Annotated in this window: 10 protein-coding genes; 8 read left to right on the forward strand and 2 right to left on the reverse strand. The window is 72.6% G+C overall.

Annotation, left to right across the window (positions count from 1 at the left end; translation table 11 throughout):
* Positions 1–13 precede the first annotated feature (13 nt).
* Genes ACN27D_RS25430 through ACN27D_RS25455 form a run of 6 tightly spaced genes read left to right on the forward strand, consistent with a single transcriptional unit; the run spans position 14 to position 10,824 of the window.
* Positions 14–3,298, forward strand: coding sequence for a DUF2961 domain-containing protein (locus tag ACN27D_RS25430; protein ID WP_421500174.1), 3,285 nt, complete (start codon positions 14–16; stop codon positions 3,296–3,298).
* On the forward strand, positions 3,298–5,421 hold the full coding sequence (locus ACN27D_RS25435; RefSeq protein ID WP_421500175.1) for a family 43 glycosylhydrolase: 2,124 nt from the start codon (positions 3,298–3,300) through the stop codon (positions 5,419–5,421). Before ACN27D_RS25430 ends, ACN27D_RS25435 begins: the two co-directional genes overlap by 1 nt.
* The gene (locus ACN27D_RS25440) at positions 5,418–7,031 is read left to right on the forward strand and encodes a sugar ABC transporter ATP-binding protein (protein WP_421500176.1); all 1,614 of its coding nucleotides are present in this window, start codon (positions 5,418–5,420) and stop codon (positions 7,029–7,031) included. The genes ACN27D_RS25435 and ACN27D_RS25440 overlap by 4 nt, the downstream gene beginning before the upstream one ends.
* On the forward strand, positions 7,028–8,119 hold the full coding sequence (locus ACN27D_RS25445; RefSeq protein WP_421500177.1) for an ABC transporter permease: 1,092 nt from the start codon (positions 7,028–7,030) through the stop codon (positions 8,117–8,119). Before ACN27D_RS25440 ends, ACN27D_RS25445 begins: the two co-directional genes overlap by 4 nt.
* A gap of 25 nt (positions 8,120–8,144) precedes the next feature.
* Positions 8,145–9,137, forward strand: a complete 993-nt coding sequence (locus ACN27D_RS25450) for a substrate-binding domain-containing protein (protein WP_421500178.1) — start codon at positions 8,145–8,147, stop codon at positions 9,135–9,137.
* Positions 9,138–9,189: 52 nt separating this feature from the next.
* Positions 9,190–10,824 (forward strand): fucose isomerase, encoded by a 1,635-nt coding sequence (locus ACN27D_RS25455; protein WP_421500179.1) that lies wholly within the window; start codon positions 9,190–9,192, stop codon positions 10,822–10,824.
* Here ACN27D_RS25455 and ACN27D_RS25460 read toward each other — a convergent pair.
* A complete protein-coding gene (locus ACN27D_RS25460; RefSeq protein WP_421500180.1) occupies positions 10,814–11,878 on the reverse strand; it encodes a LacI family DNA-binding transcriptional regulator in 1,065 nt (354 codons plus the stop codon). The genes ACN27D_RS25455 and ACN27D_RS25460 overlap by 11 nt on opposite strands.
* 244 nt (positions 11,879–12,122) lie before the next feature.
* On the opposite strand from ACN27D_RS25460, the gene ACN27D_RS25465 reads away from it, so the two are divergent.
* Positions 12,123–13,571 (forward strand): FG-GAP repeat domain-containing protein, encoded by a 1,449-nt coding sequence (locus tag ACN27D_RS25465; protein ID WP_357899169.1) that lies wholly within the window; start codon positions 12,123–12,125, stop codon positions 13,569–13,571.
* Between the two features lie 20 nt (positions 13,572–13,591).
* Entirely contained in the window at positions 13,592–15,664 is a 2,073-nt protein-coding gene (locus ACN27D_RS25470; RefSeq protein WP_421500181.1) for an N-acetylmuramoyl-L-alanine amidase, read from the forward strand.
* Positions 15,665–15,702: 38 nt separating this feature from the next.
* On the opposite strand, the gene ACN27D_RS25475 is transcribed toward ACN27D_RS25470, so the two are convergent.
* Entirely contained in the window at positions 15,703–16,656 is a 954-nt protein-coding gene (locus ACN27D_RS25475; protein ID WP_421500182.1) for a hypothetical protein, read from the reverse strand.
* Positions 16,657–16,756 lie beyond the last annotated feature (100 nt).

Below are 16,756 nucleotides of genomic sequence, written 5' to 3' on the forward strand. Positions count from 1 at the left end.
GGAAGGGACACCGATGAGGCTTCGCATCGGCCGTTGGGCCGGCGCCGCAGCAGCCGCGCTGCTGGCCGTTGCCGTGCCCGCGACCTCGTCCGCCGCCGCGCCGGCCGCCACGTCGGCGCCCGCTCCCGCTCTCGCCGTCGCCGACGACAAGGGACCGATCGGCTGGGACGCCTACCGCCGGCTCGACCGCCTGCCGGAGCTGGCCGCCGGCACCCGTACCCACCAGTTCTCCAGCTTCGGCCGCGACGGCTCCAACGACGACGGCTTCGTCGGCACCTGGTCGTGTCTGCGTCGGAGCGGGGGATGTGTGATCGCCGAGGCACGTGGCCCGGGCGAGGTGCAGTCGATCTGGTTCACCCGCGACGACGGCAACGTCCGCGCCACCGGCTGGATCCGCGTCGAACTCGACGGCGTCGTGGTCGTCCAGGCCGACCTCCAGGATCTGGTGGACGGGCGGCTCGGCAGCCCGTTCGTCGCGCCGCTCGTGAGCAACGCCGACCAGACGTCCGGCGGCGTCACCGTCAAGGTGCCCATGCCCTACCGGGAGTCCATGCGGATCACCACCCAGAACAACCCGCTGTTCCACCACGTCACCTACCGGACCTTCGCCGACGCGGCAGGGGTGCCCCGGTTCGATCCGGCCGACCCGGCCACCGACGTGGTCACGCTGCTACGCGCCGCCGGCACCCGCGACCCGAAGCCCGCCCAGGCCGGCGCCTCCACCACGCGCGCCACCGTCACCGCCCCGGCGCAGGGGCAGGTGTCACTGGCCGCCCTGACCGGGCCACGCGCGATCACCGCGCTGCGGCTGCGCGTACCGGACGCCGCGGCCGGGGCGCCGACGCTCGCCGGGCTGCGGCTGCGGCTGACGTTCGACGGGCGTACCACAGTGGACAGCCCGATCGGGGAGTTCTTCGGCGCCGGGCTCGGCGAGCGCACCGTCCGGTCGCTGATGTTCGCCATGGACTCCGCGCCCGGCGGCTGGTACAGCGCATGGTGGCCGATGCCGTTCCGCACCGCCGCCGCACTGACGCTCGTCAACACGACAGGCGCCACAGTCGGCGGCGTCGAGGTCGAGGTGACGTCGGCGTCCGGCACCGAGTGGACGTCCCGGCTCGCCGCCGACGGCAACGCCGGCTACTTCACCACCCAGTCACGCCGCGCCGAGACGGTCGGCGGCACCGACTGGATCATCGCCGACCAGTCCGGGCGGGGCCGGTTCGTGGGCGTCTCGCAGACCATGCGCGGCCACATCATCGGCGGCAACACCCGCAACTACCTGGAGGGCGACGAGCGGGTGTACGTCGACGGCTCGCCCACGCCGCAGATCTACGGCACCGGCACCGAGGATTTCTACGAGTCGGGCTGGTACTTCAACCGCGGCGCGTACAGCGGCGTCTTCACCGGCAACACCGCCCACCTGGTCCGCGGCGGCGGATGCGCCGACGAGTGCGACGCCGCCTACCGGCTCATGATCGGCGACGCGGTGGCGTACGGCACCGCGCTGCGCTTCGGCATCGAGCACGGACCGGCGAACGACATGCCGGCCGAGTACGCCTCGACCGCGTTCCTCTACACCCAGCGCACCGTGACCACGCGCCGGACCGACACCGTCGTCACCGGCGACGCCGCCAGCCGCGCCGCGCACGCGTACACCGACTCCGGGGCGACCCAGACCGCGCTCAGCTCCGCCTTCGAGGGTGACGACGACAACGTCCCGCAGACCGGCCAGGTCCGCGCCACCACCGCACCGGTCCGCTTCCGGCTGGCGATCGACCCGGCCAACCAGGGGGTACGGCTGCGCCGCCACGGCGACCAGGCCGGCGGCTACCAGCAGGCGGCCGTGTCGGTGGACGGCACGCCGGCCGGGGTGTGGCTGCAGCCGCTGGGCAACGACAGGCAGCGCTGGCTGGCCGACGAGTTCGTGCTGCCCGCGGCGCTTACGGCGGGCCGGTCGGCGGTCACCGTCCAGCTCACCCCGGCTGCCGGCGCGCCGGCCTGGACCGCCGCCCGGTACCTGGCCGACAGCATGGTGGCGCCGTTCACCGACACCGTCGCCCCGGCCCCGGTCGCCGGTCTCGCCCTGACCGGCGGGCGCATGCACGCGCTGGGCCTGACCTGGTCTCCCTCCGCCGACGACGTCGGCGTGGTCTCCTACCGCGTCTACGCCTCCCGGAACCCGGGGGTGGCGATCACCGCCGCCAACCTGGTCGGCACGACCCGTGCCACCACGTTCCGGCACGGCCCGCTGCCCGCCGCGCAGACCCGCCACTACCGGGTCGTGGCTGTCGACGGGTCGGGCAACGCCGCCGCGCCGTCGGCGGAGGTGTCGGCCACCACCCGTACCCGCAACACCAGCGACGCCGACGGCGACCGCCGCGACGACGCCGTCGACTTCACCCGAGGCGCCGCCGCCGACGTGTTCACCTCGCTCTCCGACGGCACCCGGTTCGTGCCGGACAGCCGGCCCTGGAACGACTTCTTCGCCGTCGGCGCGGAGGTGCCGCTCACCGGCGACGTCAACGGCGACGGCCGCGCCGACGTCATCACGTTCACCCGCGGCGACAGCGCCGACGTCCACGTCGGGCTCTCCACCGGCGCCGGATACTCCGCCGGGGTCAAGTGGCACGACTTCTTCGCCGTCGGCGCCGAGATCCCGGCGGTCGGCGACGTCAACGGCGACGGCCGCGCCGACATCATCACGTTCACCCGCGGCGCCGCCGCCGACGTCTACGTGGCGCTCTCCACCGGCGCCGGCTTCGGACCCGGCGTCAAGTGGCACGACCACTTCGCGCTCGGCGACGAGTTCCCGGCCGTGGGCGACGTGGACGGTGACGGCCGGGACGACGTCGTGACGTTCACCAGGGGCACGACGGGCGACGTGTTCGTGTCGCTGTCCGACGGCACCCGCTTCGTCGAGGACGGCTGGAAGTGGCACGACAGCTTCGCCGTCGGCGACGAGCTGCCGGCGGTGGGCGACGTGGACGGTGACGGGCGGGACGACGTCGTGACGTTCACCAGGGGCACGACCGGCGACGTGTTCGTGTCGCTGTCCGACGGCGGCCGCTTCGTGCAGAACTCCTGGAAGTGGCACGACCACTTCGCGTTCGGCGACGAACTGCCCGGGATGGGGGACTTCAACGGCGACGGGCGGGCCGACGTGGTCACGTTCACCAGGGGCCTGACCGCCGACGTGTTCGTCTCGCTCTCCACCGGCGGTGGATTCGGGCCACCGGGAAACCGCTGGCACGACCAGTTCGCACCCGGCGCCGACCTGCCCCGTCCGAGCGTGTCGTGATGCGCGCCCGGCGTGCCCTCGCGGCGCTCCTGCTCGGGGCCGCCCTGGTGGCGGTCCCGGCCGGACCGGCAGCGGCCGACGACCCGGTCCGGTTCGAGGCCGAGTCGCTCGCCGTCGTCTCCGCCACCGCGCCGGTCGGCGCGCAGGCCGACTGCTGCGGGGTGAGCTGGTCCGGCGGACGGCAACTGTGGTTCCGGGGCGCCCGCGCCGGTGACGCGGTGACGCTCACCCTGCCGGCGGTACCGGCCGGGCAGTACGACATCGGCGCGGTGCTCACCCGGGCCGGCGACTACGGCACGCTTCGCTTCGCCGTCGACGGGGTGGCGGTCGGTCAACTCTTCGACGGGTACGCGGGCGGGGTGCAACGTACCGGCGCGGTGCCGCTGGGCTCGGCGTCCCTGTCGACAGGCACGCACCGCCTCACCGTCACGGTGACCGGCCGGTCCGCGTCCTCCACCGGCTTCTTCGCCGGGCTGGACACGGTGACGCTGCGCCGCGTCGGCCCGCTCGCGGCGGTCACCACGACGCCGTACGAGACGCTCGGCGAGACGCCGGCGCGGGGCGCGTCCACGCGCGTCTACGACCCCGGCGCCGGGGAGTCGACGACCTGGTACTACAACGACCACACGCTGGTACGACACGAGCAGACCGGCGTGTGGCACCTGTTCGGCATCACCCACGCCGAACCCGGCGCGCCGCAGGACGAGAAGATCTTCGGGCACGCCACCGCGCCCACCCCGACCGGCCCGTGGACGAAACGGCCGGTGGCGCTGGCCGCCGACCCCGGGGCCGGGGAGCAGTGGATCTGGGCCCCGCACGTCGTCCAGCACAACGGCGTCTACTACATGTTCTACGCGGCCGGGAACCCGGACTACGCCCGGTACCGCATGCACCTGGCCACCTCGACCGACCTGTTCACCTGGACCCGCAGCTCCGCCAACCCGCTGTTCACCGACGGGTGGGAGGGCCGCGACCCGATGGTGACCCGGGTCGGTGACCGCTGGGTCATGTACTACACGGCCACGTCGAGCCCGTCCGGCGGCAACCATGTCGTGGCGTACCGGACCAGCACCGACCTGCGTTCGTGGAGCGGCCGCGCGATCGCGTACACCTCGCCGTACACCGGCCGGGCGGGCGGGCAGACGGAGTCGCCGTTCGTGGTGCGCCGGGGGGAGTGGTGGTACCTGTTCGTCTGCTGCGACGGCACCGACTACGGCGCCGCCTACCGGCGGACGGCCGTCTACCGCAGCCGCGACCCCCTGCGCTTCGACGGCGCGGAGAAGGTGACGGTGCTGGACGCGCACGCCGCCGAGGTCGTGGTGGACGGCTCCAACTGGTACCTGACCCACGCCGGCTGGGGTCAGGGCGGGCTCTGGCTGGCGCCGTTGACCTGGTCTACCGGTGTGGTGGCCCGGGGCTGGACGGTGACCACCGGATTCCTGCGCGCCGACGTGCGCACCTGGCCGAACGCCCGGATCGCCGAGCTGACGGTGGACCCGGCTGGCGCCGGCAACCACCGTCCCGCGCTCGACTCGTCGCACCGGGGCACCGGCCCGTACCTCGCCGTCGGCCGGTTCGACGTGACCGACCGGGCCGGGGCGCCGGCCCGGGTCGACGTGTCGGCCGACGGCTCCCGGATCAACCTGGTCGGCATCCCGTTCGGCGACGAGCCGGTCACCGCCGACTGGCTGCTCACCGTGACGCCCCGGTGGACCGGTCCAGGGTTGCAGAGCGACGTCACCTGGTCGGTGAACGGGTGGCCGACCGCCGCGGTGTGGGAGGTGGCGTTCAACATCGACGGCTCGTCGCCGCTGGTCGGCGACCCGGTGGCGGAGGCGCGGCCGACAGGTGACGTCACCGGCATGCCCCGCTGGACGATGAGCACCGGCGACGGGCTCTCGGTGGTCGCGGCGCACCGGTGGGGGTCGGCCTGGCGCGGGGACAACACCTGGTACGACGCCGGCCACGCGATGGCGGCCTGGCAGCCGCTGTGGCGCTCCGGCGGCCTGTCCTGGGCGCCTGGCCAGTACGCGGGCGGCACCTGGCGCCTGACCGCGAGCGGGGTCCGGCGGGACGTGCCGTTCGCCGACGCCGCGCACGCCGCGATCAACGCGATCCCATGACCGGCGTGGACAACCGCGACGCGCCCGGCCCGAGCGGCCGGGTGGTGGTCGCGGCGACCGGTGTGGCCAAGCGGTTCGGCGGCGTGACGGCGCTCGACGGCGTCGACTTCGACGTACGGGCGGGCGAGGTGCACGCGCTGCTGGGCGAGAACGGCGCGGGCAAGTCCACTCTGATCAACGTCCTGTCCGGCGTGATCACCGACTACGACGGAGAGGTCACGGTCGACGGGACGCCGGTACGGTTCACCGGCCCGGCCGCCGCCCAGGCCGCCGGGATCGCGACCATCCACCAGGAACTCGACCTGGTGCCCGCCCTGTCGGTGGCCGACAACCTCGTGCTCGGGCGGGAGCCCCGGACCCGGCTGCGCACAGTCGACCGGCGGGCCGCGGCCCGTACCGCGCGCGAGCACCTGGACCGGCTCGGCGCCGACATCGACCCGCGCCGCCCGGTTGGCTCACTGCGCGTCGGCGAGCAGCAGCTCGTCGAGATCGCCAAGGCGCTCGCCCTGGACGCCCGCGTCCTCGTCATGGACGAGCCGACGGCCGCCCTCGCCGACGGGGAGGTGCGGCGGCTGTTCACCACCATCGGCGGCCTGCGCCGGCGGGGCGTCGGTGTCGTCTACATCTCCCACCGGATGGAGGAGATCGAGGTCGTCGCGGACCGCGCGACGGTGCTGCGCAACGGTTCCGTCGCTGGTGTCGTACCGGCCGGCCGGATGGACCGGCGGCGGATCGTGGCGATGATGGTCGGCGGCCGGGCCGCGTCACTGTTCGAGCCCGCCCCGGCGGAGGTGGCCGGCGCTCCCGGCCCGCCGCCCGGATCAGCCGGCGGCGACCCGGTGCTGCACGTCACCGACCTGGCCGTGCGGCCCCGGGCGCCCCGCCCCGGCCGCTGCGAGCCGGACGGCATCAACCTGACCGTGCGGGCCGGCGAGATCGTCGGCCTGGCCGGGCTGATGGGCGCCGGACGCACCGAACTGCTGGAGACCCTGTTCGGCGCCGGGCCCGCCGGTCGCCGCACCGGCACGGTCCTGCTGGCCGGCCGCCCGTACGCGCCGCGCCGCCCCCGCGCGGCGCTGCGCGCCGGCGTCGGCTTCGTCCCCGAGGACCGGCGCCGCTCCGCGCTCGTCCTGGAACACCCGGTCGGCCGGAGCATCGTGCTGGCCGCCCTGTCCAGGCTGACCTCGGCCGGGTTCGTCAGCCGCGGCCGGGAACGGGCGGCCGTCGCGCGGTCGGTCACCGATCTGGCGATCAAGACGGCGTCGGCGGCCACGCCGGTCGGCGCGCTCTCCGGCGGCAACCAGCAGAAGGTCGTCTTCGCCCGCCACCTGCTCACCGAGCCGCGGCTGCTCCTGCTGGACGAGCCGACCCGCGGCGTCGACATCGGGGCGAAGGCGGAGATCTACCGGCTGCTGCGCCGGCTCGCCGGCGACGGCATGGGCATCCTGCTCGCCTCCTCGGAACTGCCCGAGCTGCTCGGCGTCTGTGACCGGGTGGTGGTGCTGCGCCGCGGCCGGGCCGTGGCCGACCTCGCCACCGGCGGCTGCACCGCCGAGGACGTCCTCGCGGCGGCGATGGGCGGCCCGGCCGCCGGAAGGGACGACCGATGACCGACACCCGCGTGCCGCCGCCCGAGCCGGCAGTGACCGGGGCCCCGGCCGCCGGTACGGCCGGACTGCGCGGCGCGACAGCCCACTGGCTGCGCCGGCCGCGCAGCCGCCGGGAACTCGCCGACCGGCTCTTCGCGGTGCAGAGTCTCTTCGCGCTGCTCGTGGTCTTCGTCGTGGCGGTCCTCGCCTCCCCGCGCCGCGACGGCGAGATCCTCTTCCTCACCGCCGGCAACCTGGGGAACATCGTCCGCGCGGTGTCGGAGATCGGCATCATCGCGATCGGGATGACGTTCGTCGTCCTGCTGGGCGGCATCGACCTGTCGGTCGGGGCGATCCTCGGTCTGTCGGCGGTCGGCACCGCGACGCTCATGGTCGACTCCGGGCTCGGCATCCTGCCCGCCGTCGCCGCGGTGCTCGCGATCGGCGCGCTGTTCGGCGCGCTCCAGGGGTACGCCGTGGCCCGCCTCGGCATCCAGTCGTTCATCGTGACACTGGCCGGTCTCCAGGTCGCCCGAGGCATCGCCCGGATATGGTCCGGCGGCCTCGGCATCCCGATCGCCTACGGCGACGGACCCCAGGAGGCGCCGCCCGCCTTCGAACTGCTGAACGGCTCGATAAACGGTGTGCTCCCGGTGCCGGCGGTGCTGTTCGTCCTGATCGGGGTGGCCGCTGTCGTGGTGCTGCGGACGACGGCGTTCGCCCGGCACGTCTACGCGATCGGCGGCAACGAGAAGGCGGCCCGGCTCTCCGGCGTGCCGGTGACGCGGGTCAAGGTCGCCGTGTTCGCCGTCGCCGGCCTCCTGGCGGCGGTGGCCGGCGTGGTCCACGCGGGACAGCTCAACCAGGGCAGCCCGAACGACGGCGCCGGATACGAGCTGGACGCGATCGCCGCCGTCGTCATCGGCGGCACCAGCCTGGCCGGTGGCTCCGGCTCGATGGGCGGCACCCTGGCCGGCGCGCTGCTGCTCGGCATCCTCAACAACATCCTCGCGCTCAACAACATCGACGCCAACGTCCAGCTGCTGATCAAGGGACTGGTGATCGTGCTCGCAGCGGCGTTGCAGAAGCTGCGCCGCGGCCTCGCCTGACCGAACCGACTCCGAGGAGCCACCGATGGACAAGCGAACCACACTGCTCGCGCTGCTGGTCACCGGCGCGCTGGCGGCGACGGGGTGCAGCGTCGAGAAGCCGTCCGACGACGCCGGGCAGGCCCGTGCCTGCGGCGCCGGCAAGGACTTCCTGATCGGCATGTCCCAGGCCAACAACGCCGAGCCGTACCGGCAGGTGATGAACAACGACGTGCAGACGGCGGCGAAGTCGGTGCCCGGCTTCCGCGTCGTGGTCTCCGACGCCGCGCAGGACAACAGCAAGCAGGTCGCCGACGTGGAGAACTTCCTCACCCAGAAGATCGACCTGCTGATCGTCTCGCCGAACGAGGCCAAGCCGCTGACCGCCGTGGTGAAGAAGGCGTACGACCAGGGTGTGCCGGTGATCGTGCTGGACCGCAAGGTCGAGGGGGAGGCGTACACCGCGTTCATCGGTGGCGACAACGTGGCGATCGGCAGGGCGGCCGGCGAGTTCTACGCCACGACGCTGCTGCCCGGCGGCGGCAAGGTGATCGAGATCGCCGGGCTGCCCGGCTCGACCCCCGCCGCCGAACGCGCGCAGGGCTTCCGCGACGGCATCGCCGCCAACCCGAAGATCCAGATCGTCGCCTCCCAGCCCGGCGACTGGCTGCGGGAGAAGGGACAGTCGGTGGCGGACGCGCTGATCAAGGCCCACCCGGACGTGTCCGCGATCTACGCGCACAACGACCCGATGGCCGAGGGCGCCTACCTCGCCGCGAAGTCGGCCGGTGCCGAGCGGCGGATCAAGTTCACCGGCATCGACGCGCTGCCGGTGCCCTCCGGCGGGATCAAGGCCGTCGAGCAGGGCCGCCTGGCCGCCACGTTCCAGTACGCCACCGGCGGCCGGGAGGCGGTCGAGCTGGCCCGGAAGATCCTCGTCGACTGCGCCGAGGACGTCCCGCGTACCACCACGCTGGGCACCATGCGGATCACCAAGGAGAACGCCGCCGAGGCGTACGCGAAGCTCGGTGGCCTCTGAACGCGGCCGCGCCCCGTCCCGCCCACCGTCCGCCCGTCGAGGGAGCCGCCCCGTGACCCGCTACACAATGCCCGTGCCGGTCGAGCGCCCGGCCGCCCCGCCCCGCACCGTCTACACGGTGGCCAGCGGCGACCTGCGGCCGAGCGCCAACGTCACCTGCTGGCCCACCCAGCGGCAGCTCGAAGCCGACCTCGCCGCCGCCGTCACCGCGCTCGGCTGGCACGTCCGGCGCGGTCACGACGTCGACCCGCTCAAGGGACACGGCTTCATCGACAGCCAGCGCGCCGGGATCGAGGTCTTCCGGAGCATCCCGGCCGACGTGCCGCTCGTCGTGGTGGAGGCGGTCTGGCAGTACAGCCACCACGTGCTGGCCGGGCTGCGCGCCCACCGCGGGCCGATCCTGCTGGTGGCGAACTGGAGCGGGGAGTATCCGGGCCTGGTGGGCCTGCTCAACCTCGCCGGCAGCCTCACCAAGGCGGGCGTGCGGTACTCGACGCTGTGGAGCGAGGACTTCACCGACGAGTGGGCGCGCGACGGCCTGAAGAAGTGGCTGGAGACCGGCCGGGTGACGCACGACGAGAGCCATGTACGCCCGCTGCCCGAGCTGCGGCCGGACGAGGAGGTCGAACTCGGCGTGGCGCTGGCCCGGCAGCTCGTCTCCGAGCGGGCCGTCATCGGCGTCTTCGACGAGGGCTGCATGGGCATGTACAACGCCATCATCGACGACGAGCTGCTCAACCCGATCGGCGTCTTCAAGGAACGCCTGTCGCAGAGCGCACTGGTGGCGGAGATGGCGCGGGTGCCCGACACCGAGGCGCGGGCGGTGCTCGCCTGGCTGGAGGCGGCCGGGATGACGTTCCACACCGGCGCCGACGAGGCCACCGAGCTGACGCACGCCCAGTTGCTCAGCCAGTGCCGGATGTACGTCGCGGCGCTGCGCATCGCCGACGACTTCGGCCTGGACGCGGTCGGGATCCAGTACCAGCAGGGGCTCAAGGACACGGTGCCCGCCAGCGACCTGGCCGAGGGTCTGCTGAACAACGTCGATCGTCCCCCGGTGACCAGCCGGGACGGCTCCCGGGAGCTGTACCCGGGCGTCGCGCTGCCGCACTTCAACGAGGTCGACGAGGGCGTCGCGGTGGACTCGCTGGTCACCAACCGGATCTGGACCGCGATGGGCCTGGACCCGGCGACGACGCTGCACGACATCCGCTGGGGACAGCAGTACGGCGAGCACTTCGTCTGGGTCTTCGAGATCTCCGGATCGGTGCCCGCGTCGCACAACGGGGGCTACGACAGGTCGTACAGCATGCGTCAGCCACCGATGTACTTCCCGCTCGGCGGCGGCACGCTCAGCGGCGTGTCGAAGCCGGGGGAGATCGTCTGGTCGCGGGTGTTCGTGATGGACGGCGGCCTGCACGTCGACCTCGGGCGCGGCACGGTGGTGGAGCTGCCCGAGGCGGAGACCCGGCGGCGGCTGGACGCCACCACACCGCAGTGGCCGATCATGCACGCCGTGCTGCACGGCGTGGGCCGCGACCAGTTGATGGCCCGGCACAAGGCCAACCACGTCAACGTGGTCTACGCGCCCGACGCCGACACCGCCGACCGCGCGCTACGGGTCAAGGCCGCCCTCTTCGCCGAGCTGGGCGTACGGGTACACCTGTGCGGAGAGGTCACGATCTGAGCGAGCCGGCGGCAGTGCCGCGTGACCGGGTACGGCCCGCCGCGGAGCCCTGGCGGCCGGCCGACGGCGCCGAGCTCTCGCGTACCCGCAGCTCGGTGTGGAGCACCACTGTCGAGGGCACCCTGGCCGGGTCGGCGATCCGCTCGACCAGCAGCGTCGCCGCGGTACGCCCCAGGTCGTAGGTGGGCTGCGCGACGGTGCTCAACGAGGGCCGGACCAGGTGCGCCCACGGGATGTCGTCGAACCCGACGATGCCGAACGGGTCGGGCACGCCGATGCCGTTGTCCACGAGGCACTCGACGGCGCCCACCGTCATCAGGTTGTTCGCCGCGAACACCGCGTCCGGCGGCTCGACGGCCTCCAGCAGGGAGGCCATCGCGCGGTAGCCGCCCTCCTCGCGGAAGTCCGCGTACCGGATCAGGTCCTCGGTGGCCGGGCGTCCGCTCGCCTTCAGCGCCCGCTGGTAACCCCGCAACCGCTGCATGGCGGTGGAGATCCGGCGCGGGCCGGTGATGCAGGCGATCCGCCGGTAGCCGCTGCCCACCAGATGGGCGGTCGCCTGCTCGGCGCCGTGGGTGTTGTCCACCAGCACGGTGTCCACCTCGACGCCGCGTGGCTGCCTGTCGATCGCCACGACCGGGATGCGGGCCTGCACCAGGCGGCTGATCAGGGCCGGCCGCCCGGACGAGGAGATGATCACCCCGGCCATCCGCTCGGCCAGGGCCGCGGCGACGTAGCGGGCCTCCTTCTCCGGGTCCTCGTCGCCGTTGCAGAGCACGACCGAGAAGCCGGCCTCCTGCGCGACGTCCTCGACACCGCGCACCATCGAGGTGAAGAACGGGTTCCCGATGTCGGAGATGATGACCGCCCAGAGGCTGGTCCGGCTGCGGCGGAGGCTGCGCGCGACGGCGTTGGGGCGGTAGTCGAGGTCCTGCGCGGCCTGCCGTACCCGCGCGGCCATCTCCGGGTCGACCGAGGCGCGCCCGTTGAGGACACGGGAGACGGTCGCCGGCGACACTCCCGCGCGACGCGCCACGTCGTAGATGGTCGTCATCGCGCTCCCGTCGTCGTCGCCCGGGCGCTCCGGCCCGGCCCCCGTCGGATGGTGACGTACCGGAGGGGGACCGCCACCGCGGGAGATCGCTCGGAATCCTATACCCGTCCAGCAATCGATTTCCGGATGGGTGCGTCGCGCACGGCCGACGCTATTGACATCGATGATGGTGACTACGAGACTCGTTAGCAATCGATTTCTCGCCTGGTGCCGCTGGTCACCCCCCACACCCCTGAGGAGCACGGTGAGACGAAACCTGCTGGCGATGCTTGTCGCGCTCTGCACCGTCACGGCGGCCGGTGCGCTCGGCGCGCCGGCCGCCGCCGTACCGATGGACACGCTCGCCTGCCCGTCCGTCCCGGCCACCCACGACCCCGCCGTCACCGTGATCGTCTACCGGGTGGCCCGGTCGTACAACGTCAACGACAAGGTCATGCTCTCCACCTTCGAGGCGGGCTGGGTCGAGTCCCACATGAACAACCTGCCCTGCGGCGACAAGTCCAGCCTGGGCGTGTTCCAGCAGCGCTGGGACTACGGCTGGGGCACGCCGGAGCAGATCATGGACCCGGTCTACGCCACCACCCAGTACGTCACGCGCGCGATCACCTGCGACCGCAACAACCCCGGCTTCACCCCGGGCCAGGTCGCCCAGTGCGTCCAGCGGTCGGGCTTCCCCGACCGGTACGACCAGGCGGCGGCGACCGCGCGGACGCTGCTCAACCAGGCGGCGCGAACCCACGGCATGGCCGGCGGCTCGTCGACGGACGTGAACGGTGACGGCCGCGACGACATCCTCACCTTCACCCAGAACGCCTCCGCCGACGTGTACGCGAGCACGTCGACCGGAACCGGCTTCGCCGGGACGTCGGTGAAGTGGAACGACTTCTTCTCCATCGGCGGGGAGACCGCGTCGACGGGCGACGTCAACGGTGACGGCCGCGACGACATCGTCACGTTCGCGCACGGCAACACCGGCGACGTGTACGTTGCGCTGTCGAACGGCTCGGCGTTCACGTCACCCGGCAAGTGGCACGAGTGGTTCGCCCCCGGCGCGGAGATAGCCGCCGTGGGCGACGTCACCGGCGACGGCCGCGACGACATCGTCGCGTTCACGCACAACGCGACGGCCGACGTCTACGTCGCCGTGTCCACCGGATCGTCGTTCGCCGGGACGGCTGTGAAGTGGCACGACTTCTTCTCCGTCGCGGGGGAGTTTCCCGCCCTGGGCGACGTCAACGGCGACGGACGCGACGACATCATCACGTTCACCCAGGGCCCCGCATCCGCCGCCGACGTGATCGTGGCGCTGTCCACCGGCACCAGCTTCGGGGCGCCGCAGAAGTGGCACGACCTGTTCGCCGTGGGCGCCGAGCAGCCTCGGGTGGGCGACATCAACGGCGACGGCCGCGACGACATCGTCACCTTCACCTGCAACACCGACGCCGACGTCTACGCCGCCACCTCCACCGGCACCGGCTTCGCCGGCACCACCGTCAAATGGCACGACTTCTTCTGCCTGCCCGGCGAATTCCCCTACCTCGGCGACGCCAACGGCGACGGCAAAGACGACCTCATCGTCTTCACCAAGGGCGCCACGAACGACGTGTACGTGGCGCTGTCCACCGGCACCACATTCGGTCCCTCCAGCAAGTGGCACGACTACTTCGGGCTCACCGGTGAGGTGACCCTGTGACGTCAGGATGGGAGGCCCCCGTGGCCGGAACACGACGGAGACGGCGGCGCGCCGGCGTCGCCCTGCTGACCGCGGCGCTCGCCGGCGGGATCGCGGTGCAGCCCGCGCCGGCGTCCGCGACGCCGCCGGTCCGGACCGCGCTGGACGCCGCGTTCGTGCGGGCGGCGCAGGAGTACGACGTACCCCGGGACGTCCTGGTCGCGGTCGGCTACGGCGAGTCCCGCCTCGACGCGCACGGCGGCAAGCCGAGCCAGGCGAACGGCTACGGGGTGATGCACCTGGTGAGCAACCCGGTCCAGCACAGCCTGGAACGGGCGGCGGAGTTGACCGGCGAGCCGGTCGGGCGACTGAAGACCGTCGCGCCGGCGAACATCCGCGGCGGTGCGGCCGTGCTGCGCGATCTGGCCGACGCCGAGGGACTGACCGGGCGGGACCGGGACCGGGTGACCGCCTGGTACCCGGTGGTGGCGCGGTACGGCGGCGCGGCCGACGACGCCACCGCACGCCTGTACGCGGACGGGATCTACGAGCTGGTGCAGCAGGGCATTCCGGGGGCGGTGCCGGTCCGGGCGCACCGGGTCGAGCCGGAGCGGGGCCGCTACGCCACTGTGGCCCCCGCCGGCACCGCGTCCCGTACCCTGGCCGCCGCCGTGCCCGAGTACCCGCCGGCGCGGTGGGTCGCCGCGAACGGCGCCAACTACGGCGTCGGGCGGTCCAGCCGGATCACCACTGTGATCCTCCACGTCACCCAGGGCTCGTACGCCGGGACCATCAGCTGGTTCCAGAACCCGTCGTCCGGCGTCAGCGCCCACTACGTGGTGAAGTCCAGCAACGGCGAGATCACCCAGATGGTCCGCGAGGGCGACACCGCCTACCACGCCCGGTCCGGCAACGCGTACGGCGTCGGCATCGAGCACGAGGGGTACGTCGACAACCCGGCCTGGTTCACCGACGCGATGTACCGTTCGTCGGCCGCGCTGACCCGTTACCTGTGCGACAAGTACGGCATCCCGAAGAACCGCACCGGCATCAAGGGCCACAACGAGATCCCGGGCAACGACCACACCGACCCGGGGCCGAACTGGAACTGGAACTACTACCTCTCACTGGTGAACCAGGGCGGGGGTGGATCGGCCGCCCGGTATTTCGGTGGTTCGCCGACGGATTTCGATGGTGACGGTCGGGATGACGTGGTGGCGTTCACCCACGGTGCGGCGGCTGACGCGTATGTGGCCACGTCGACGGGTTCGTCGTTCGCGGGCACGTCGGTGAAGTGGCACGACTGGTTCGCCCTGTCCGGGGAGACACCACTGACCGGGGACGTCAACGGCGACGGACGAGACGACGCGATCGTGTTCACCCACGGCACCACCGCCGACGTCCACGTCGCCCTGTCCACCGGCAGCTCGTTCGCGGCGTCGGCGAAATGGCACGACTGGTTCGCCCCCGGCACCGAGGTCCCCGCCGTCGGCGACGTCAACGGCGACGGCCGCGACGACATCATCACCTTCACCCACGACACCAACGCCGACGTCTACGTCGCCCTGTCCACCGGCACATCCTTCACCGGCACCGCGATCAAATGGCACGACTACTTCTCCATCGCCGGGGAGTTCCCCGCCCTGGGCGACGTCAACGGCGACGGACGCGACGACATCATCACCTTCACCCAAGGCCCCGCCACCGCAGCCGACGTCATCGTCGCCCTGTCCACCGGCACCAGCTTCGGCCCACCCCAGAAATGGCACGACCTGTTCGCCGTCGGCACCGAACAACCCCGCATCGGCGACATCAACGGCGACGGCCGCGACGACATCGTCACCTTCACCTGCAACACCGACGCCGACGTCTACGCCGCCACCTCCACCGGCACCACCTTCACCGGCACCACGATCAAATGGCACGACTTCTTCTGCCTACCCGGCGAATTCCCCTACCTCGCCGACGCCAACGGCGACGGCAAACACGACCTCATCGTCTTCACCAAAAACACCACCAACGACATCTACGTCGCCCTGTCCACCGGCACCACCTTCGCCCCCTCCACCAAATGGCACGACTACTTCGGCCTCACCGGCGAAACCACACTCTGAACCCGACAGCGGTAGACGCCGGCCCGGCGGGCCGGCGTCTACCGCTTCACCAGGTTGCGCAGCGCCCCGAGCAGCGAGCGGTGGCTGACCTCGGCGTAGATCTTCTTGTCCTGGCCGTACAGGACCACGTACGGGCACTGCTGGTCGTCCCCGCCCATGGTCTTGTCCAGCAGCCGTCGACCGGTTGCCACCTCGTACACCCGCAGGCGGTAGGTGGCCTTCAGCAGCGTCAGCGTGTCCGGCTCCGGGTCGTCGTAGCGGCACTTGCGGATCGTCGCGCCGGTGCTCGTGCGATCCAGGCAGGCGACCATCTGCACGACCTTCGGGTCCTCCGACGCCCAGGTCCGCTCCACCCGCTTCGACAGGCCCTCGTCGTAGTAGTAGACCTGGTCGTGGCGGCGGCTGCCCGTGCCCAGGTCGGTGCCGACGAGCAGCGCCACCGGGTGCGGCGCCGCTCCGGTGCGCTTCGGCGACTGCGGAAAGTAGAGAACGCCGTCGCACACGTCGTTCAGATCGGAGATCTGCGCCGCCGGGAAGTCGCTCGGCTGCGGCCCGCGCGCCGACGGCTCCGCGCTCGCCGTCGCACCCGGCGTGGGCGTCGCGCCGGACGACCGCCAGGGCGCGGCCGGCTCCCGCTCGGCCGTCTCGCGGGGCGAGGAACCCAGCAGGAACGCGCCGCCGATCAGACCTGAGCACGCCACCAGCAGCAGCACGCTCAGCACCGCGACGGCGACGACCAGAGCGCGGCTGCGGCCGGACGACGGCGGGCCGGGTGGCGGGTACGGCCCGTACGGCGGAGCCGGCGTGGCCGGGCCGTACGGCGGACCAGCGGTGGGCGGTCCGTAACCCGGAACGGGCGACCCGTGACCCGGCCCGGTGGCGGGCGGTGGTGGCGGCCCGGGAACGCCGGGCGGCCGCATCCAGGCGGTCTCTCCCCGCTGTTCCGCGTCCCCCGCCGGTCCCTGCTCGGATCCGGCCCCCGTGTCGGACATGCGCATTCCCCCGTCGAACCCGTGCGGAGCGCGCAACCTATCAGCCTCGCCGGGCCGGAGGAGGCCCACTAGATGGTTGCGCTACCTAGATGGCGGCGCT

Origin of the sequence: Micromonospora sp. WMMD1274, assembly GCF_049179035.1 — a bacterium.
In the GTDB taxonomy this organism is placed as follows: domain Bacteria; phylum Actinomycetota; class Actinomycetes; order Mycobacteriales; family Micromonosporaceae; genus Micromonospora; species Micromonospora tulbaghiae.

Coding starts and splice junctions, on each gene's coding strand:
- ACN27D_RS25430 (WP_421500174.1), top strand. CDS start 14: ATGAGGCTTCGCATCGGCCGTTGGGCCGGCGCCGCAGCAGCCGCGCTG.
- ACN27D_RS25435 (WP_421500175.1), top strand. CDS start 3,298: ATGCGCGCCCGGCGTGCCCTCGCGGCGCTCCTGCTCGGGGCCGCCCTG.
- ACN27D_RS25440 (WP_421500176.1), top strand. CDS start 5,418: ATGACCGGCGTGGACAACCGCGACGCGCCCGGCCCGAGCGGCCGGGTG.
- ACN27D_RS25445 (WP_421500177.1), top strand. CDS start 7,028: ATGACCGACACCCGCGTGCCGCCGCCCGAGCCGGCAGTGACCGGGGCC.
- ACN27D_RS25450 (WP_421500178.1), top strand. CDS start 8,145: ATGGACAAGCGAACCACACTGCTCGCGCTGCTGGTCACCGGCGCGCTG.
- ACN27D_RS25460 (WP_421500180.1), bottom strand. CDS start 11,878: ATGACGACCATCTACGACGTGGCGCGTCGCGCGGGAGTGTCGCCGGCG.
- ACN27D_RS25475 (WP_421500182.1), bottom strand. CDS start 16,656: ATGTCCGACACGGGGGCCGGATCCGAGCAGGGACCGGCGGGGGACGCG.